Here is an 18,130-nt window from a genome sequence, read left to right on the forward strand (position 1 = left end):
GGCAAATGCTATCCAGGCGGTGTATTAAAGAGCGCGATGCAACGTCTGGAACAGGGTGACGTTGTCACCGAAACTCAGTCTGCGCCAGAATGGCCTGCTGTAGGGGGGAGGTGTTCATCCCACGCGCTACAAAACCATGCAGCCAAACCGGCGCTTGCTCAAGCACCTGACGAGCGGCGGATTCGGTGTCAAATTCAGCAAAGACACAGGCTCCTGTACCAGTCAGGCGCGACGGCGCGTATTCTAACAGCCAGGAAAGCACCGCATCAACCTCACGAAAACGTTTTCTTGCGATATCCTCGCAATCGTTGCTGAATTCACAATTTAATAACGTTTCTATTGACCGAACCGGGGTATTCCTTTTCAGGTCAGGATCTTTAAAGATGACCGGGGTTGGAATGCTCACGCCAGGGTGGGCAACCAGATACCATTTCTCCGGCGGTTCGGCCGGGGAGAGGATTTCCCCCACGCCCTCGGCAAAGGCCGCATGACCGCGAACAAACACCGGTACATCCGCACCCAGCGTCAAACCCAGAGCGGCCAGTTCGTCCTTAGACAGCCCGCAGCCCCAGAGGTGGTTTAGCGCAACCAGCACGGTGGCGGCGTTGGATGAGCCACCGCCCAGACCACCGCCCATCGGCAGCCGCTTCTCGATACGGATATCCGCACCGCTTCCTGCGGGCAGACGGCCTGATTCCGCTGCGGCTTTCATCAGCAGGCGCGCGGCGCGCACGATGAGGTTGTCCTCATGCGCCACGCCGTCGACCGGTGTCAGCAGGCAAATCTGCCCGTCCTGGCGCAGTTCAATGGAGATCGTGTCGCCATAGTCAATAAACTGAAACAGCGTCTGCAGGGTGTGATAACCGTCAGCACGCTGGCCGGTAATGTATAAGAACAGATTCAGTTTTGCCGGAGAGGGCCAGTGGGTCATCATTTAACGATCCAGTTGTCCATTTTCAGCTTGATACGCTGGCTGCCCTGGGTCAGTTCCATATTCGATGGCAGCGACGGTTTACTCTTACTGTCATAGGCGCTGTACACCACTTTCCAGGTTTTGCCGTTTTGGGTGTAGTTCACCTGGCTCAGACGATACTGATCGTCAAGGGTATAGTCAGTTGCCTCACCCGGCAGGCCCAGGATCCACTGGCGCAGGCTGTTGAGCGGGATAGGCATTCCGGTCAGCTTGCCAATCATCTCTTCGGCATCGGTCGCGGTGTAGTGCTGGCCTTTGTTATCGGTGATCTGCGCTTCGCCCGGTTTAGCGATAAGCTCCAGCTCGGTGCTGCCCAGCGGGTTCAGCAGCAGCAGGCGGTAGTTGTCCTGACCGGTTTGCTGCCAGAAGAAGCGAGCATAAACCTTTTGCTCGTCAGAAAGATAAGCAAACGCGCCGCGGGTCTGGTACTGCTTCAAATTTAGGACGTCCTGCTGGTGCTGACGCCACTGCGGTGAGTCAGGGCTTTTGCCCGGGCCTTTTGGTTGGGTGACGGTACAGGCGGTCAGAACCAGTGCTGCCAGCGGCAGCAGGCGAATCAGTCGGGTCATAATGAGGACAAATCCTTGAGATACGTTGCAGTTATAACTGTTAATGCTAGCGTCGAAGGGGGCTACCGTCTACGTTCAAATTATCTCAAAGCGTTGTGTAACCTATTACTCCGAAAGGGGGCAGTCCCTTTTATTGATCTCGCGCATCCTGTATGATGCGTTCTGCTAACCTTATTAACGCTGGTACTACTCCCGCTCAACATGACCCTATTAGCACTCGGCATCAACCACAAAACCGCCCCGGTTTCGCTGCGAGAACGCGTAACGTTTTCGCCGGATACGCTTGACCTGGCGCTGGACAGCCTGCTTGCACAGCCGATGGTGCAGGGTGGCGTGGTGCTCTCGACGTGCAACCGTACCGAGCTCTATTTAAGCGTGGAAGAGCAGGACAACCTGCACGAAGCGCTTATCCGCTGGCTATGCGACTACCACAATCTCAACGAAGACGAACTGCGCAATAGCCTGTACTGGCATCAGGACAATGATGCCGTCAGCCATCTGATGCGCGTCGCCAGCGGGCTGGATTCGCTGGTGCTGGGCGAGCCGCAAATTCTGGGTCAGGTGAAAAAGGCGTTTGCGGATTCGCAAAAAGGACATCTGAAGGCCAGCGAGCTGGAGCGCATGTTCCAGAAGTCGTTCTCCGTGGCGAAGCGTGTGCGAACCGAAACCGACATTGGTGCCAGTGCGGTTTCCGTTGCTTTTGCGGCCTGCACCCTTGCGCGCCAAATCTTTGAATCCCTCTCCACCGTCACCGTGATGCTGGTGGGCGCGGGCGAAACCATCGAACTTGTGGCGCGCCATCTGCGCGAGCATAAAGTGAAAAAGATGATTATCGCAAACCGCACCCGCGAACGCGCGCAGGTCCTGGCGGATGAAGTGGGTGCAGAGGTGGTTGCCCTGAGCGACATCGATGAACGCCTGAAGGAGGCGGACATTATCATCAGCTCTACCGCCAGTCCGCTGCCGATTATCGGCAAAGGTATGGTGGAGCGTGCGCTGAAGTCCCGCCGTAATCAGCCGATGCTGCTGGTGGATATCGCCGTCCCGCGCGATGTTGAGCCGGAAGTAGGCAAGCTGCCTAACGCCTATCTCTACAGCGTGGATGACCTGCAAAGCATCATTTCGCACAACCTTGCCCAGCGTAAAGCGGCGGCGGTTCAGGCGGAAACCATCGTTGAGCAGGAAACCAGTGAGTTTATGGCCTGGCTGCGCGCGCAAAGCGTCAGCGAGACCATCCGCGAGTATCGCGGACAGGCGGAGCAGGTGCGTGATGACCTGACTGCCAAAGCGTTAGCGGCCCTTGAACAGGGCGGCGACGCACATGCTATTATGCAGGATCTGGCGTGGAAACTGACCAACCGCCTGATCCATGCACCAACCAAATCTCTTCAACAGGCTGCCCGTGACGGGGATGATGAACGCCTGACTATTCTGCGCAACAGCCTCGGGCTGGAATAGCGCCCTATACCCATTTTCTAAGACAAGGTGCACTTACGCCTATGAAGCCTTCTATCGTCGCTAAACTGGAAGCTCTGCACGAGCGCCATGAAGAAGTCCAGGCGCTGCTCGGCGATGCCGGGACCATTGCGGACCAGGAACGTTTTCGCGCGCTCTCGCGTGAATACGCGCAGTTAAGCGATGTTTCCAAATGCTTTACCGACTGGCGACAGGTCCAGGAAGATATCGAAACCGCGCAGATGATGCTCGACGATCCTGAAATGCGCGAGATGGCACAGGAAGAGTTGCAGGATGCAAAAGCGCGTTCTGAGGAGATGGAGCAGCAGCTCCAGGTGCTTCTGCTGCCAAAAGACCCTGACGATGAGCGTAACGCGTTCGTGGAAGTTCGCGCCGGGACCGGCGGTGACGAAGCGGCGCTGTTTGCCGGGGATCTGTTCCGCATGTACAGCCGCTACGCCGAATCGCGTCGCTGGCGCGTGGAGATCATGAGCGCCAACGAAGGCGAGCACGGTGGCTACAAAGAGGTTATCGCCAAGATCAGCGGCGACGGCGTATACGGTCGTCTCAAGTTTGAATCCGGCGGTCACCGCGTGCAGCGCGTACCGGCTACCGAATCTCAGGGCCGTATCCACACCTCTGCCTGTACGGTAGCGGTAATGCCGGAGCTGCCGGAAGCAGAACTGCCGGACATTAATCCGGCGGACCTGCGTATTGATACCTTCCGCTCCTCCGGGGCGGGTGGTCAGCACGTTAACACCACCGACTCCGCCATCCGTATTACCCACCTGCCAACCGGCATCGTCGTCGAATGTCAGGACGAGCGTTCACAGCACAAAAACAAAGCCAAAGCGTTGTCCGTGCTGGGCGCGCGTATCCACGCGGCCGAAATGGCGAAACGCCAGCAGGCGGAAGCGTCTACGCGTCGTAACCTGCTGGGCAGCGGCGATCGCAGCGACCGTAATCGCACCTATAACTTCCCGCAGGGCCGCGTAACCGACCACCGCATCAACCTGACGCTGTACCGTCTGGACGAGGTGATGGAAGGGAAGCTGGATATGCTGATCGAGCCTATCGTGCAGGAATACCAGGCCGACCAGCTGGCGGCACTGTCCGAGCAGGAATAATGGATTTTCAGCGCTGGTTACGTGAGGCGGTCGGGGAGCTTTCAGAAAGCGAAAGCCCGAAACGCGATGCCGAAATTTTGCTTGAGCATGTGACGGGTAAAGCCCGCACGTATCTGCTGGCTTTTGGCGAAACCAAACTGACCGCGGAGCAGGAAGCGCAGCTCGCCGCGCTGCTTGCCCGTCGTAAAACCGGCGAGCCGGTGGCGCATCTTGTTGGTGAGCGTGAGTTCTGGTCGTTACCGCTGTTCGTCTCGGCGGCGACGCTGATCCCGCGTCCGGACACCGAGTGTCTGGTTGAGCAGGCGCTGGCGCGATTACCGGCGGCACCCTGCAGCATACTCGATCTCGGTACCGGTACTGGTGCCATCGCGCTGGCCCTGGCCAGCGAGCGGCCCGACTGTACGGTGACGGCGGTGGATGTAATACCCGACGCGGTGGCGCTGGCGCAGCGTAACGTGGAACGTCTCGGGCTCAGCAACGTGACGGTGCTGCAGAGCAGCTGGTTTGCTGCACTTGAGAATCGTTCATTTGCGCTGATTGTCAGCAATCCTCCCTACATCGACGAATATGACCCGCACCTTGCGCAGGGAGATGTTCGCTTCGAACCGCTCACGGCGCTGGTTGCTGCCAACGCGGGATTAGCCGATCTCGATCACATTGTTACAACGTCACGGAAACATTTACTTCCCGGCGGCTGGCTGCTTGTGGAACATGGCTGGACGCAGGGAGAAGCCGTGCGGGCACTGTTTACCGAAGCAGGCTACGCCGCTGTCGAAACCTGCCGCGACTACGGCGGCAACGAACGCCTGACGCTGGGGCAGTGGCTATGAGCCTGTTTACCGCGCTCTTTACCGTCCACCTGATTTCCGTTGCGCTGACCATCAGCTTTTTCATCGTCCGTTACTGGTGGCGCTACAGCAACAATCCCCTGATGGATGCCCGCTGGGTGCGTATCGCGCCGCACTGTATCGACACGCTGTTGCTCCTTTCCGGTGCCGGGCTCATGTGGAAGACAGGCTATCTGCCATTTACTGATAAAGGCGCATGGCTGACTGAAAAGCTGTTTGGCGTTATCATCTACATCGTTTTGGGTTTTATCGCGCTTGGACGGCGTCGTCCGCGCAGCCAGCAGGTTGGGTTTATCGCCTTTCTGCTGGGTCTGGTGGTGCTGTACATCATCATTAAACTCGCCACCACAAGAATACCGTTACTGGGGTAAGTCATGAGGTCCTTAGCCGATTTCGAATTTAATAAAGTGCCGCTTTGCGATGGCATGATCCTGATTTCTGAGATGATTCGCGACGATTTTACGTCGCAGTTTGTCTACGATGAGCTGGAGAATCTGGTCAGCCTGGCGCGTGAAGAGATTAATCAGGCTCGCCCGCAAGACTGGCAATTAGAGAAGCTGCTGGAGCTTTTCTACGGCGAATGGGGTTTCTGCGACACGCGGGGCGTGTATCGCCTGTCTGACGCATTATGGCTGGACCAGGTCTTAAAAAATCGTCAGGGCAGCGCCGTTGCGCTGGGCTCTATTTTGCTGTGGGTCGCGCACCGCCTCGATATTCCGCTGGTGCCGGTCATCTTCCCGACGCAGATGATCCTGCGTGCGGAGTGGCTGGACGGCGAGATGTGGCTCATCAATCCCTTCAACGGCGACACGCTGGATGAACATACGCTGGACGTGTGGCTGAAAGGCAACATCAGCCCGGTGGCTGAGCTCTTCAACGAAGATCTCGACGAGGCGGATAACGCAGAAGTGATCCGCAAGCTGCTCGATACGCTGAAGTCAGCGTTAATGGAAGAGCGTCAGATGGAGCTGGCCCTGCGCGCCAGCGAAGTGCTGCTGCAGTTTAATCCGGAAGACCCGTACGAAATTCGCGATCGCGGGTTGATCTACGCCCAGCTCGACTGCGAGCACGTGGCGCTGAACGATCTGAGCTATTTCGTCGAGCAGTGTCCGGAAGACCCCATTAGCGAAATGATTCGTGCGCAGATCAACGCGATCTCGCACAAGCAAATTACACTGCATTAATCTTAATTCCGATTCACACCTGAATAAGGCGATCCTATGAAACAAAAAGTGGTTAGCATTGGTGATATCAAGGTAGCAAACGACCTGCCGTTCGTGCTGTTTGGCGGCATGAACGTGCTGGAATCCCGCGACCTCGCCATGCGTATCTGCGAGCACTACGTGACCGTGACCCAGAAGCTGGGTATCCCGTACGTGTTTAAAGCCTCTTTTGACAAAGCCAACCGCTCCTCTATCAACTCTTACCGTGGCCCGGGCCTGGAAGAGGGTATGAAAATTTTCCAGGAGCTGAAGCAGACCTTTGGCGTGAAAGTGATCACCGACGTGCATGAAGCCTCCCAGGCGCAGCCGGTGGCAGACGTGGTTGACGTGATTCAGCTCCCGGCATTCCTGGCTCGTCAGACCGACCTGGTCGCTGCGATGGCGAAAACCGGTGCCGTGATCAACGTGAAAAAACCACAGTTCGTCAGCCCAGGTCAGATGGGCAACATCGTCGATAAGTTTATCGAAGGTGGTAACGATCGGGTGATCCTGTGCGACCGTGGCGCTAACTTCGGTTACGACAACCTGGTGGTGGACATGCTGGGCTTCAGCGTGATGAAGAACGTCTCTAACCAGTCTCCGGTGATTTTCGACGTGACCCACGCCCTGCAGTGCCGCGACCCGTTCGGCGCCGCGTCCGGTGGCCGTCGTGCGCAGGTGACCGAACTGGCGCGTGCCGGCATGGCGACCGGTCTGGCTGGCCTGTTCATTGAAGCGCACCCGGACCCGGCTAACGCGAAATGCGACGGCCCATCCGCGCTGCCGCTGGACAAGCTGGAGCCGTTCCTGAAACAGATCAAAGCGATTGACGATCTGGTGAAGAGCTTCGACGAGCTGGATACCAGCAACTAATCAAAAAAACCCGCTTCGGCGGGTTTTTTTATGGGGCATATTGCCGGGTGGCGCTGCGCTTACCCGGCCTACGAAACCCGTAGGCCCTGCAAGCGAAGCGCCGTTGGGCAAAAAGGCTACGCAAAAATCGTCATCAAGTACGCAATAAACAACGCCATATGTGCCGCCCCGTTCAGCACGTTGGTACGCCCGGTGGAGAACGAAATCTGGCACAGCAGCAACGAGGCAACCATCACAATCATCTCCGGCGCGCCCAGCGCAAACTGCAGCTCGTTACCGGTCATAAAGGCAATCAGCGTCACCACCGGCACGGTGAGTGAAATGGTCGCCAGCACGGAGCCAAAGAACAGGTTCATTGCGCGCTGTACCTGATTATTCAACACCGCTTTCAGTGCGCCCAGTCCTTCAGGAGACAGGATCAGCAGCGCTACCAGGAAGCCGGTAAACGCGACCGGCGCGTTCAGCTCGGTTAACAGCGTCTCAAGCGGGTTGGCGTTCATCTTGGTGACGGCAATCACCGCAATCAGATGCACGATCAGCCAAACCGTATGCCACGCGCTGCTGTGGGCCGAAGGCTTGCCGTGGTGCGGGTCATCGTCGTCGCCGTCGTCTTCATGCTCGTACACAAACAGGCTCTGGTGCGTTTTGGTCTGAATCAACAGGAACACGCCGTACATGGCGGCGGAAATCAGCGCGACCAGCAGCGCCTGACCGGTGGAGAAATTTGCACCCGGCAGCGCCATCGGGAAGACCAGCACGATAATCGCCAGCGGGAAGAGGGCAATCAGATACTGTTTAATGCCGAACAGGTTCATATACTGGGTCGCGAACTTGCGGCCGCCCAGCAGCAGAGAGAAGCCCACCAGGCCGCCCGTCACAATCATAATGATCGAGTAAAGGGTGTCGCGCATCAGCGTCGGCGCGGCATCGCCGGTCGCCATGAGCGCGGAAATCAGGCTGACTTCGAGAATAACGACGGAAAGGCTGAGAATTAACGATCCGTAGGGCTCGCCCAGACGGTGGGCCAGGACGTCCGCATGGCGAACAACGCTAAATGCGCTGGTCAAGATGCCGACCAGGGCAAGAATATTGATACCAACCACCACTGGCAGTGACTGACTGCTTCCCCAGAAGAGCAGCACAGCCAGTGCCAGAACCGGGAAAATGAGTGACGTCTCCTTGTGGCGGGTCTTTACCGCCTCGTGTGTTGCTGTCATGTGCTTCTCCATCAATGCAGGTGCTTGTAATTATAGATAGATTTTTGAGGGCATTAAACTAACAGATATCTGTTAAATACCATTTATCTTTTACTTAATTTTACCCTTTATCATGATTTTTCTTTTTTGATGTCTATAATGTGCTGTCTTTATTTGTTATTCATTAAATAACAATGAATTAGAAATGATATTTATTCATAAATTATCACGGAGTGGCACCATGCCATATCGTCGTCCACACTTATCTCTTTAAGCAAAAGAGAGGTGAGTGATGCCATATAAAACGAAACGCGAATTACCCGATAACGTGCAAAACGTGCTGCCCGCTCACGCGCAGGATATCTACAAAGAGGCGTTTAACAGTGCCTGGGATCAATACAAAGATAAGGACGATCGCCGGGATGATGCCAGCCGTGAAGAGACGGCACACAGAGTCGCCTGGGCCGCCGTAAAACATGAATATGAAAAAGGAGACGACGATAAATGGCATAAAAAGAAATAGTCGTGAAATAATTCGCTGCCTTCATTTTGACTTTTCAGGCGGTTGAACTGCCGTTGTATTGCAACTGGTCCGCTAATTGCTTATCGTTATTTAACTGCTGGCAAAATGACCAGCACATAATGCCGGGAAGGCGAATTACAGATGTCGCAAGGAAGCATGCAGTGGCGGAGGTGTAAAGTGTTAACGCGTGATTTCTTAATGAAGGCAGATTGTAAGACGGCATTTGGTGCTATTGAGGAATCGCTTCTCTGGTCAGCTGAACAACGTGCGGCGTCACTTGCTGCCACGCTTGCCTGCCGCCCGGATGATGGCCCGGTATGGATTTTTGGCTACGGTTCCCTGATGTGGAACCCGGCTCTGGAATTTGTCGAATCGGCAACGGGAACGCTGCCTGGCTGGCATCGCGCATTTTGCCTGCGCCTGACGGCCGGACGCGGCAGCGCGTGCCAGCCAGGACGTATGCTTGCACTGAAAGAGGGCGGACGCACCACGGGCGTGGCGTATCGCCTTCCGGATGCCACGCTGGAAGAGGAGCTTACGCTGCTCTGGAAGCGTGAGATGATCACCGGCTGCTACATGCCGAGCTGGTGCAAGCTGGAACTGGATGACGGTCGTACCGTTAATGCGCTGGTGTTTATTATGGACCCGCGCCATCCGCTGTATGAAGCGGATACCCGCACGCAGGTGATTGCCCCGTTGATTGCCGCCGCGAGCGGGCCGTTGGGCACCAACGCGCAGTATCTCTTCTCCCTCGATCAGGAATTGACCCGCCTCGGCATGCAGGACGATTGTCTGAATGAGCTGGTGGCGAAGGTGAAGGCGCTGCTGGAAGGGAACCCGCTCAACGGCACGCTGCGACCGGGTTTTGCCTGATAATACGCCCGGCTTGCCGGGCGTTTGACGTTATGCGGCCACGTAGCTGACGGAATGCTCCAGCGACTGGCTGTGGCTGTCGATCAGCACATCCCACGTGCCGGTATACGGCACGGTAAGCCAGGCGTTATCATCCTGCACGGTCAGAATATCCGCCTGGGATTGTTTTTGCGCTTTCGCACTCATGAGATGAATACGACAGCGCTCTGAGCAACGCACCACTACCGTATCCCCGCCAAACAGTTTCAAACTTGTTTTTACCAGTGCCATTTTTTCCCCCGTAGTCTTAAGCAACGCTCTTCCTGCAGCCATATCCGAGCGTGATGTTGTTCACAATTCACTCATGGCATAACACCAAAGGGAAGGGGGTGGGATGCTGATTTTGATCAAAAAATGGCATAACGTTTAAACAAAAATGACAAAATTCCTGAAAGCATTCAGCTGGCGCGGGTTTTACCCATAAACCCGCGCCGGAATAAAATTAAATGCGGAAATGGCCGGCTGTTTCAGCAAGGTCGCCCGCCTGGCTCTGCAGGGCGCCCGCAGCGGCGGCGGATTGCACGACCAGCTCGGCATTCTGCTGAACCATGCGGTCGAGATGGGTCACCGCGTGGTTGATCTCGTGAATACCTTTCATCTGCTCGCTGGTGGCGATGGAGATTTCGCGCATGATGCCGGAGACGCTGCCGATGCTGGAGCGGATCTCGTCCATGCTTTCCCCGGCCAGATGCACGTAGCGGGAGCCGGTTGCCACGCTGTCGGTGGTGGAATCGATCAGGGATTTGATCTCTTTCGCCGCCTGAGCGCTTCGGCTCGCCAGGTTACGCACTTCGCCTGCTACGACTGCAAACCCGCGGCCCTGCTCGCCGGCACGCGCCGCCTCGACGGAAGCGTTCAGCGCCAGAATGTTGGTCTGGAAAGCAATGCCGTCAATCACGCTGGTGATATCGCCAATTTTTGCCGACGCGACTTCAATGGACTGCATGGTGCTGATCGCCTGGGAGACTACCTCGCCGCCGCGCGCAGCGGCCGCAGAGGCCTTGCTCGCCTGATCGTTTGCTTCTGCCGCCGACTCGTTCGACTGCGTCACGGAGGCGGTGATCTGCTCCACGGCGCTGGCCGTCTCGCGCAGGCTGGATGCCGCCTGCTCGGTACGTCCGGAAAGATCCTGGTTACCCGCGGCAATCTCCTGGGCGGCGTTTTTCACCGACTCGCTGGCATCACGGAGCTGTACCATCACCACCGACAGCTTATCGCTGAAGGCGTTAAAGGCCTGAGCAATCTGCGCCACCTCGTCCTCGCCGCTGTCCGGCAGACGCTGCGACAGATCGTTAGTCCCGTTGGCAATGTTGTGCATCGCGTCGCGAATGTCAGACAGGCGCTTCAGCAGACGGGCAATCAGGAAGTGAACAATGGCCGCGCTCAGCAGCGCCAGGATCACCAGCGAAATCGCTGATGCCTTGAGCATGGAACGCATGCCGGAGGTGGCATCACCGTTGTCGAGCGCGACGACTAACAGCCAGTTTGTGCCCGGCACGGCTGTTGCCACGAAGGTTTTTTCCGCGTCGTTAAGCGTGCCGTTGACAAGGTTACCGCTTTTCAGCGCGGCAAAATCGATGCCTTTGATGGTCTCAGCGAACGGTTTAAGCGTCAGAGCCGGATCGTTAGCGGCAATTACGCTGCCGTCACTGTTCAGAAGCAACCCGCTGCTGGACGGGGTTGGATGGATCCCGCGAACGTTCGCCACCACGCTGTCCATGGCCACATCGCCAGCCACCACCGCTTTCAGGGTGCCATTCTCTTTCACCGGCACGGCGAAGGTCACCACCAGTTTACCGGTACCTGCATCAACGTAGGGCGCGGTGACGACCGGACCGTCCGTACTGACCACCTGCTGATACCAGGGGCGAATGGTCGGGTCATAATCAGCCGGAACGCCCGCCGGTTCAGAGAATTTCGCCGTTTTGCTGGCGTAGCCGACATAAACGTTAGTGAACCCACCCGCCTGCGCAAGCTGTTTAAACACCGGAACCGGATCGTCACTCAGCGCAACGGTCTGGGCAGAGGCAATCACCGTCATCTTGCTTTTGACCCAGTCGGCAATCGCCATGTTATGGCTGGCGCTGGTGCTGGTCAGGATATCGCGCTGCGACTGCTGGTTATCCTGACGGGTGACCTGGAAGTTAATAACGGTGTTGAGGAGAAGGGCGACGACCAGACAGCCTGCCGTCGCAGCGATGACGCGTGCACGAATCGATCTGAACATAAGTGAAATACCTGCTGTGTTGTTTCCATGCCTATCGGCAACCCCGCAGGTAAACTTGATGCTGAAACCGCGTCCATAAGAAAATAATATTTTTACGGGTTTATTATTAAAAAGTTAATACTTTATCAGCGGACAGCGTCCACTCGGCCAGCTCAACCAGCGTACCAATTTCAACGCCATCAATCAGCGGCAGTCCGGTAATGCCGCGCCCGTCGGTGCAGGTTTTGCACAGCTTCACCGGCACGTTTTGCGCGGTGAGGATCTCCAGCATCTGCTGGATGTTATAGCCCTCTGCCGGTTTTTGACCTTTCAGCCCCGCAGTTACCGCGTCCGACATTAAAAAGAGGCGTAACGCCATGTCGCTCTCTTTTTCACGCAGCGCAATGGCCAGGCGCAGGCTGTTAAAAAGGGATTCACTTCCGTAGGCCGCACCGTTGGCGACGATAACAATCTTTTGCATGTTGACTCCTTTACATATAAAGGCACGAATAATATAGGGTTTACCGAGTTTACGCTGCCTGCTGCTGTCAATAAACTTCAGGATATTCCTGAAATTTCCCGTAAGGCTGCAATTCTTTCTTAATAGCGTTATGGTAAGAAGTCTTTTATAAAAATCCAGGCGCTAAATCCGACGTTGATGGCTGTATCGTCTCGCATTCGTTTTCTGTTATTACTCTCCCTTCTGTCGGCCGGAGCCGTTCACGGTGCGCCGAATTCCTTTATGCATCAGGCCCAGCACCCCTTTGATAATAACGGGGACAGTCTGCCCGACCTCGGCATGGCGGCGCCAACGGGCGAGGGGGAGAAGCATCTGGCCGAAATGGCGAAAGCCTTTGGTGAAGCCAGCATGACCGACAATGGCCTGACGACCGGCGAGCAGGCGCGTCAGTTTGCTTTTGGTCAGGTGCGCGACGCGGTAAGCGGCGAAGTAAACCAGCAGATTGAATCCTGGCTTTCGCCCTGGGGGAACGCCAGCGTGAACTTACTGGTCGATAACGATGGCAAATTTAACGGCAGTAGCGGGAGCTGGTTTATTCCATGGAACGATAACAACCGTTACCTGAGCTGGAGCCAGCTTGGCCTGACCCAGCAAACGGATGGTCTGGTCAGTAACGCCGGTATAGGCCAGCGCTGGGTGGCGGGGAAATGGCTGCTGGGTTACAACACCTTTTACGATAATCTCCTGGATCAAAATCTGCAGCGTGCCGGGCTGGGCGCGGAAGCGTGGGGGGAAAATCTGCGCCTCTCAGCCAACTATTATCAGCCCTTTAGCGGCTGGCGCGAGCGCTCCGACGTCCAGGAGCAGCGCATGGCGCGCGGATATGACGTCACCGCTAAAGCCTGGCTGCCGTGGTTCCATCATCTGAATACCAGCGTTAGCTTCGAGCAATACTTTGGCGATAACGTCGATCTCTTCAACAGCGGAACCGGCTACCACAATCCGGTGGCCGTGAATCTGGGGCTAAACTATACCCCCGTTCCGCTGGTCACCTTGACCGCCGGGCACAAGCAGGGCGAAAGTGGCGAGAGCCAGAATAACCTCGGGCTGAAGCTCAACTATCGCTTCGGCGTGCCGCTGGTGAAGCAGCTTTCCGCCGGTGAGGTCGCCGCCACGCGCTCCCTGCGCGGAAGCCGCTATGATTCGCCGGAGCGCAACGGCCTGCCGGTGATGGAGTTCCGCCAGCGCAAAACGCTGTCCGTCTGGCTGGCAACGCCGCCGTGGGATCTGAAAGGAGGCGAGACCGTTATGCTGAAGCTTCAGGTTCGCAGCACGAACGGTATTCGTCAGATCCACTGGCAGGGGGATGCGCAGGCATTGAGCCTGACGTCACCGGCGAAAAGCAACAGCACCGACGGCTGGAGTGTGATTATGCCTGCCTGGGATGACCGTGAAGGCGCGACAAACCGCTGGCACCTGTCGGCTGTGGTAGAAGATGAGAAAGGCCAGCGCGTCTCGTCCAATGAGATCACGCTTGCTGTGGTGCAGCCGCTGGTCGCATTACCTGACGACGATCCGCGCTGGAAGCTGCTGCCGGATGAGTAGCCCTTAAAAAATGCGTTCCTGATGCACCCACACGGCGGCTTCAACGCGGGATTTTAGCTTCATTTTCTTCAGCATATGCTTCACGTGCACTTTCACCGTGCTTTCGGTGATGTCCAGACGACGGGCGATCATTTTGTTCGGCAGACCCTGGGCAATCAGTTTGAGAATATCGCGCTCGCGCGGCGTGAGCTGGCTGACGTCACGGTCAGAGGTGGCGCGGTTTGCCCGCAGGCTGGCGGCCAGGACCGGCGTTAAGGCTTCGCTGAGCACCATCTCGCCAGCCGCCGCCTGCTGCAGCGCCTTAAGCAGATCTTCCGGCTCCATGTCTTTCAGCAGATAGCCGTCCGCGCCGCGCTTAAGCGCCGTGACCACGTCCTCTTCATGGTTCGACACGCTAAAGACGACGATGCGGCCGGAAAGCGATTTTTCCCGCAGCTTGTCGAGGGTCTCCAGACCGTTCATGCCGGGCATATTCAGATCGAGCAGGATCAGATCGGGATCGAGGGATTCGGCAAGCTCAATGCCCTGTTCGCCGTTGCTGGCTTCGCCCACCACGGTGATATCGGGTGCCATGCTGACCAGCTGTTTCACGCCAGTACGCAGCATCGGATGGTCGTCGATCAACAGGATGGATGCCGGTTCCTGATTAGTCATGGGTTTCTCCTTGAGCAGTTGTGAGCGGTTTCTCGGGAATAAAGGTGACGACAACTTCCGTGCCGCCCGTTTCTCTCCGGCGAACCTGGCAATCACCGCGCAGGCTTTGGGCGCGGTCTCGCATAATGATTAAACCATAGTGGTTAGTGCGTTCGGCATTTTCCGGCACGCCGCGGCCGTTGTCGTGAACCGTCAGTTTCACCTGATTGTCGTGCTGGCTGACGGTGACTGTGACCGCCGTCGCTTCGGCGTGTTTAAGCACGTTGCTTAGCGCTTCGCGGGCGATCTGCAGTAGATGTATGGCCTGATGGGAGGGGACAAACCGCGGCGGCAGCTGGTAATCCAGCTTCACCGGGAACCCCAGCCGGGCGCTAAATTCGCGACAGCTGGCTTCCAGCGCCGGGCGCAGGCCCGGCTCGGTCAGCTGCAGGCGGAAGGTGGTCAGCAGCTCGCGCAGCTGCACCCAGGAGGTGTTCAGCTCGTTGCGGATCTGGCTGAGCAGCTGCTTATTGCTTTCGGGCATCTCCGCATCCTGCATCTGCAGGCAGCTCACCTGCATTTTCATACAGGACAGCGACTGGGCGATAGAGTCGTGAAGCTCGCGGGCAATCGTCGCGCGCTCTTCCATGACGATCAGCTGCTGTTGCTTTTCCTGATGCCTGTCGAGCGCCAGCGTGGCCGTTAGCTGTTCGACCAGCGTATCCACCAGCTGCTGCTGGTCGTGGCTCAGGTGACGCCCGGCTGGCAGCGTTGCCAGCAGAATACCGTACTGGGTGTGGCTGTCGGTCAGACGCCACTTCAGGGTGGTGCCGCCGGTCGTCAGCGGCGGCAGGCCGCGAGGGCAAAGATGGCAGCCTTTGTCATCGCAGGACATATCCGACTGGCAGGTAAATTCCTGATGGTTATCTTCGTCTTCCACATCGTAGACCCGCAGCTCTAGGTCGTGAAGCAGGGTCAGATTTTGCAGACCGTTCAGCACCGGCGAGAGACGTTCACATAGCGGCACCTGCATGTGCAGACGACGGTTGGCCTGCCACAGGAAGGAGAGGATCTCGTTTTTCTGCTCCAGCCCGGCCGTTTTTTCCTGAACGCGCTGTTCAAGCACCGCGTAGCTCTCGGAGAGCTCTGCCGACATGGTATTAAGCGCCTGGCCGAGCATGGCCATCTCGTTGCGCCCGCTGATGTGCGTGCGCTGGGTAAAATCGCGTGCGGTGACCGCGCGGGCCATTGCCAGCAGCTGTTTCCACGGGTTCAGCAGCCGCGCGCGAAGCCAGACGATGGTGAAGATCAGCAGCAGACCCATAAACAGCGCCATGGCCCGGTGCACCATCACCACCCGGTCGATGCGTAATTCGGTGGTTTGGTCGAAGGAGGAGACCAGCGCATCAATGCGTGAGACGAACGCCGCCACGTCCTGTGCGACGGTTTCCGTGCTGCGCGCCTGTTTCAGCCCTGGCTGCAGCTGGGCGTGCCAGTAGCCCTGAAGGGCGTTAAGCTGGGATTGCTGACCGGCGCGGATGGCGGCGTTTTCCAGTTCGGGGCTGAAAACCGTGCGCTCCATTTCATCAATCAGGGGCCGATCGTCCTGCGTCAGGGGAACCGATGCCAGCAGGCGATAGCTCTGCATGCGCAGCGAGCCTGCCTCGTTGATGGCATGCGCATTACCCTGTACTCCCTGTACCAGCCAGCCGGAGATCGCCATGCCGGTCACGCCGATGGCAGTGGACAGCAAAACGATCAGAGCGAGCTGATTCACGAGCGTCAGCGGAGATAAACATCTTTTTAACATAGAGGTGGCGTGCTCCTGACGTGGCCTGCTTGCAGGAATGGCGCTATTCTGGTGCATACCCTGGAGTATACCCATACCAATAAAGGATTACCCCTAAATTGCCAACGGAGTAGGGGGAAGGAGGTGGGGGTAGCCAGGAACCGTCAGCACCGTGAAAAACCACGTCTTTTTTACCGAATTAGCCTACTCACTAAGGGTGAGGCCTTATTTTGCGCCGCAAATCCTCCCACTTTTCCTTTGATTTATATCAACTTACCGCCGCCCTAAAACCCTAATGTTTGCAGCATCATTCGAGAATCAGAGGTGTCTATGAGTCACTCATCCGCTCCCGAAAGGGAAAATGGTGCCGTTATTACAGACTGGCGTCCAGAGGATCCGGCGTTCTGGCAACAGCGCGGCCATCGTGTAGCAAGCCGGAATCTATGGATTTCCGTGCCCTGTTTGTTATTAGCGTTTTGCGTATGGATGTTGTTTAGCGCGGTGGCGGTCAACCTGCCGAAAGTGGGTTTTACGTTTACGACCGATCAGCTGTTCATGCTAACCGCGCTGCCGTCACTGTCGGGCGCGCTGCTGCGCGTCCCTTACGCGTTTATGGTGCCGGTTTTTGGCGGACGTCGCTGGACGGCGTTCAGTACGGGCATCATGATTGTTCCCTGCGTCTGGCTCGGCTTCGCGGTGCAGGATACCTCTACGCCGTTTAGTGTATTCGTGATTATCTCCCTGCTGTGCGGTTTTGCGGGCGCGAACTTCGCCTCCAGCATGGCCAACATCAGCTTCTTCTTCCCGAAAGCGAAGCAGGGCGGCGCGCTGGGCATTAACGGCGGTCTGGGGAATATGGGCGTGAGCGTGATGCAGCTGATTGCTCCGCTGGCGATTTCGGTCTCCATTTTTGCAGCCTTTGGCGGCGCTGGCGTTGAGCAGGCGGATGGTTCTTCCCTCTATCTGCAGAACGCCGCCTGGATCTGGGTACCTTTCCTGGTGGTCTTCACCCTTGCAGCCTGGTTCTTTATGAATGACCTGTCCGCGTCGAAGGCGTCGCTGAGCGAACAGCTGCCGGTGCTGAAGCGTGGACACCTCTGGGTGATGGCGCTGCTGTATCTGGCCACCTTCGGTTCGTTTATTGGTTTCTCTGCGGGCTTCGCGATGCTGTCGAAAACGCAGTTCCCGGACGTGCAGATCCTGCAATTCGCCTTCTTCGGCCCGTTTATTGGTGCTCTTGCTCGCTCGCTGGGCGGCATGGTGTCTGACCGTCTGGGCGGTACCCGCGTGACGCTGGTTAACTTCGTCGTGATGGCGGTATTCTGCGCGCTGCTGTTCCTCACGCTGCCGGCCGACGGACAGGGCGGTAACTTCATCGCCTTCTTCGGCGTGTTTATGGTGCTGTTCCTGACGGCCGGTCTGGGGAGCGCGTCAACCTTCCAGATGATCTCCGTGATCTTCCGTAAGCTGACGATGGATCGCGTAAAAGCGCAGGGCGGTAGCGAAGAGCAGGCGATGCGCGAAGCGGCGACGGATACCGCAGCGGCGCTGGGCTTCATCTCCGCCATCGGCGCAATTGGCGGCTTCTTTATCCCGAAAGCGTTCGGTATTTCACTCGACCTGACCGGCTCTCCGGCCGGTGCCATGAAAGTCTTCCTCGTTTTCTATATCGCCTGCGTCGTGATTACGTGGCTGGTATATGGCCGTAATACCAAGAAAAATAAGTAAGTATGATTATCCGTTTACGCGGCCTTCGGGC

At 57.1% G+C, this 18,130-nt stretch carries 18 protein-coding genes; 10 read left to right on the forward strand and 8 right to left on the reverse strand.

Annotated elements, in window-relative coordinates; all coding sequences use genetic code 11:
* Positions 1 to 64: 64 nt before the first annotated feature.
* Together ispE and lolB are read right to left on the reverse strand one after the other, a co-directional pair.
* The gene (ispE, locus tag RVY89_RS05950; RefSeq protein ID WP_219322994.1) at positions 65 to 934 is read right to left on the reverse strand and encodes a 4-(cytidine 5'-diphospho)-2-C-methyl-D-erythritol kinase; all 870 of its coding nucleotides are present in this window, start codon (positions 932 to 934) and stop codon (positions 65 to 67) included.
* Positions 931 to 1,542, reverse strand: a complete 612-nt coding sequence (gene lolB, locus RVY89_RS05955; protein ID WP_028013462.1) for a lipoprotein insertase outer membrane protein LolB — start codon at positions 1,540 to 1,542, stop codon at positions 931 to 933. The genes ispE and lolB overlap by 4 nt, the downstream gene beginning before the upstream one ends.
* Positions 1,543 to 1,743: 201 nt before the next feature.
* On the opposite strand from lolB, the gene hemA reads away from it, so the two are divergent.
* Genes hemA through kdsA form a run of 6 tightly spaced genes read left to right on the forward strand, consistent with a single transcriptional unit; the run spans position 1,744 to position 7,047 of the window.
* Positions 1,744 to 3,000, forward strand: coding sequence for a glutamyl-tRNA reductase (gene hemA / locus RVY89_RS05960; protein WP_024907067.1), 1,257 nt, complete (start codon positions 1,744 to 1,746; stop codon positions 2,998 to 3,000).
* A gap of 41 nt (positions 3,001 to 3,041) precedes the next feature.
* Positions 3,042 to 4,124: a peptide chain release factor 1 gene (gene prfA, locus RVY89_RS05965; RefSeq protein ID WP_021240360.1), complete on the forward strand. Its 1,083-nt coding sequence runs from the start codon at positions 3,042 to 3,044 to the stop codon at positions 4,122 to 4,124.
* Positions 4,124 to 4,954: a peptide chain release factor N(5)-glutamine methyltransferase gene (gene prmC / locus RVY89_RS05970; protein WP_484827191.1), complete on the forward strand. Its 831-nt coding sequence runs from the start codon at positions 4,124 to 4,126 to the stop codon at positions 4,952 to 4,954. Before prfA ends, prmC begins: the two co-directional genes overlap by 1 nt.
* Complete coding sequence (gene sirB2 / locus RVY89_RS05975; RefSeq protein ID WP_484827192.1) at positions 4,951 to 5,343, forward strand: invasion regulator SirB2; 393 nt, start codon at positions 4,951 to 4,953, stop codon at positions 5,341 to 5,343. The genes prmC and sirB2 overlap by 4 nt, the downstream gene beginning before the upstream one ends.
* Positions 5,344 to 5,346: 3 nt before the next feature.
* On the forward strand, positions 5,347 to 6,156 hold the full coding sequence (gene sirB1, locus RVY89_RS05980; protein ID WP_024907069.1) for an invasion regulator SirB1: 810 nt from the start codon (positions 5,347 to 5,349) through the stop codon (positions 6,154 to 6,156).
* Positions 6,157 to 6,192: 36 nt separating this feature from the next.
* Positions 6,193 to 7,047 carry a 3-deoxy-8-phosphooctulonate synthase gene (gene kdsA, locus RVY89_RS05985; protein WP_484827193.1) on the forward strand — a complete coding sequence of 285 codons (855 nt, stop codon included), beginning with the start codon at positions 6,193 to 6,195 and terminating at the stop codon, positions 7,045 to 7,047.
* Positions 7,048 to 7,163: 116 nt separating this feature from the next.
* On the opposite strand, the gene chaA is transcribed toward kdsA, so the two are convergent.
* The gene (gene chaA / locus RVY89_RS05990; RefSeq protein ID WP_023312122.1) at positions 7,164 to 8,264 is read right to left on the reverse strand and encodes a sodium-potassium/proton antiporter ChaA; all 1,101 of its coding nucleotides are present in this window, start codon (positions 8,262 to 8,264) and stop codon (positions 7,164 to 7,166) included.
* 271 nt (positions 8,265 to 8,535) lie between these two features.
* Between chaA and chaB the strand changes: the two genes are divergently transcribed.
* A complete protein-coding gene (gene chaB, locus RVY89_RS05995; RefSeq protein ID WP_484827194.1) occupies positions 8,536 to 8,766 on the forward strand; it encodes a putative cation transport regulator ChaB in 231 nt (76 codons plus the stop codon).
* 177 nt (positions 8,767 to 8,943) lie between these two features.
* The gene (locus RVY89_RS06000) at positions 8,944 to 9,639 is read left to right on the forward strand and encodes a gamma-glutamylcyclotransferase (RefSeq protein ID WP_023618421.1); all 696 of its coding nucleotides are present in this window, start codon (positions 8,944 to 8,946) and stop codon (positions 9,637 to 9,639) included.
* Positions 9,640 to 9,669: 30 nt separating this feature from the next.
* Here the strand turns inward: RVY89_RS06000 and RVY89_RS06005 are convergent, their stop codons facing one another.
* The 3 genes from RVY89_RS06005 to RVY89_RS06015 form a co-directional block, all read right to left on the reverse strand.
* Positions 9,670 to 9,909 (reverse strand): DUF1883 domain-containing protein, encoded by a 240-nt coding sequence (locus RVY89_RS06005; RefSeq protein ID WP_008499520.1) that lies wholly within the window; start codon positions 9,907 to 9,909, stop codon positions 9,670 to 9,672.
* Between the two features lie 211 nt (positions 9,910 to 10,120).
* Positions 10,121 to 11,905 carry a methyl-accepting chemotaxis protein gene (locus RVY89_RS06010; protein WP_484827195.1) on the reverse strand — a complete coding sequence of 595 codons (1,785 nt, stop codon included), beginning with the start codon at positions 11,903 to 11,905 and terminating at the stop codon, positions 10,121 to 10,123.
* Positions 11,906 to 12,011: 106 nt separating this feature from the next.
* Complete coding sequence (locus tag RVY89_RS06015) at positions 12,012 to 12,365, reverse strand: DsrE/DsrF/TusD sulfur relay family protein (protein ID WP_484827196.1); 354 nt, start codon at positions 12,363 to 12,365, stop codon at positions 12,012 to 12,014.
* A 177-nt stretch (positions 12,366 to 12,542) separates the two neighbouring features.
* Here RVY89_RS06015 and RVY89_RS06020 point away from each other — a divergent pair, with 177 nt between their 5' ends.
* Positions 12,543 to 13,949 (forward strand): YchO/YchP family invasin, encoded by a 1,407-nt coding sequence (locus RVY89_RS06020; protein WP_484827197.1) that lies wholly within the window; start codon positions 12,543 to 12,545, stop codon positions 13,947 to 13,949.
* Between the two features lie 3 nt (positions 13,950 to 13,952).
* Here the strand turns inward: RVY89_RS06020 and narL are convergent, their stop codons facing one another.
* Both narL and narX read right to left on the reverse strand, forming a co-directional pair.
* On the reverse strand, positions 13,953 to 14,603 hold the full coding sequence (narL, locus tag RVY89_RS06025; RefSeq protein ID WP_008499531.1) for a two-component system response regulator NarL: 651 nt from the start codon (positions 14,601 to 14,603) through the stop codon (positions 13,953 to 13,955).
* Positions 14,596 to 16,392 carry a nitrate/nitrite two-component system sensor histidine kinase NarX gene (gene narX / locus RVY89_RS06030; RefSeq protein WP_484827198.1) on the reverse strand — a complete coding sequence of 599 codons (1,797 nt, stop codon included), beginning with the start codon at positions 16,390 to 16,392 and terminating at the stop codon, positions 14,596 to 14,598. Before narX ends, narL begins: the two co-directional genes overlap by 8 nt.
* Before the next feature lie 309 nt (positions 16,393 to 16,701).
* On the opposite strand from narX, the gene RVY89_RS06035 reads away from it, so the two are divergent.
* Complete coding sequence (locus RVY89_RS06035; protein ID WP_196352995.1) at positions 16,702 to 18,099, forward strand: NarK family nitrate/nitrite MFS transporter; 1,398 nt, start codon at positions 16,702 to 16,704, stop codon at positions 18,097 to 18,099.
* The last annotated feature ends 31 nt before the right edge of the window (positions 18,100 to 18,130 follow it).

The sequence above is a fragment of the Enterobacter sp. 3U4 genome (assembly GCF_057224565.1).

Bases quoted from the DNA above. Each gene is read 5' to 3' on its own strand.
- kdsA (WP_484827193.1), top strand. From the start codon at position 6,193: ATGAAACAAAAAGTGGTTAGCATTGGTGATATCAAGGTAGCAAACGAC.
- prmC (WP_484827191.1), top strand. From the start codon at position 4,124: ATGGATTTTCAGCGCTGGTTACGTGAGGCGGTCGGGGAGCTTTCAGAA.
- RVY89_RS06035 (WP_196352995.1), top strand. From the start codon at position 16,702: ATGAGTCACTCATCCGCTCCCGAAAGGGAAAATGGTGCCGTTATTACA.
- sirB2 (WP_484827192.1), top strand. From the start codon at position 4,951: ATGAGCCTGTTTACCGCGCTCTTTACCGTCCACCTGATTTCCGTTGCG.
- ispE (WP_219322994.1), bottom strand. From the start codon at position 934: ATGATGACCCACTGGCCCTCTCCGGCAAAACTGAATCTGTTCTTATAC.
- prfA (WP_021240360.1), top strand. From the start codon at position 3,042: ATGAAGCCTTCTATCGTCGCTAAACTGGAAGCTCTGCACGAGCGCCAT.
- sirB1 (WP_024907069.1), top strand. From the start codon at position 5,347: ATGAGGTCCTTAGCCGATTTCGAATTTAATAAAGTGCCGCTTTGCGAT.
- narL (WP_008499531.1), bottom strand. From the start codon at position 14,603: ATGACTAATCAGGAACCGGCATCCATCCTGTTGATCGACGACCATCCG.
- RVY89_RS06015 (WP_484827196.1), bottom strand. From the start codon at position 12,365: ATGCAAAAGATTGTTATCGTCGCCAACGGTGCGGCCTACGGAAGTGAA.
- narX (WP_484827198.1), bottom strand. From the start codon at position 16,392: ATGTTAAAAAGATGTTTATCTCCGCTGACGCTCGTGAATCAGCTCGCT.
- chaB (WP_484827194.1), top strand. From the start codon at position 8,536: ATGCCATATAAAACGAAACGCGAATTACCCGATAACGTGCAAAACGTG.
- hemA (WP_024907067.1), top strand. From the start codon at position 1,744: ATGACCCTATTAGCACTCGGCATCAACCACAAAACCGCCCCGGTTTCG.
- lolB (WP_028013462.1), bottom strand. From the start codon at position 1,542: ATGACCCGACTGATTCGCCTGCTGCCGCTGGCAGCACTGGTTCTGACC.
- RVY89_RS06005 (WP_008499520.1), bottom strand. From the start codon at position 9,909: ATGGCACTGGTAAAAACAAGTTTGAAACTGTTTGGCGGGGATACGGTA.
- chaA (WP_023312122.1), bottom strand. From the start codon at position 8,264: ATGACAGCAACACACGAGGCGGTAAAGACCCGCCACAAGGAGACGTCA.
- RVY89_RS06010 (WP_484827195.1), bottom strand. From the start codon at position 11,905: ATGTTCAGATCGATTCGTGCACGCGTCATCGCTGCGACGGCAGGCTGT.
- RVY89_RS06020 (WP_484827197.1), top strand. From the start codon at position 12,543: ATGGCTGTATCGTCTCGCATTCGTTTTCTGTTATTACTCTCCCTTCTG.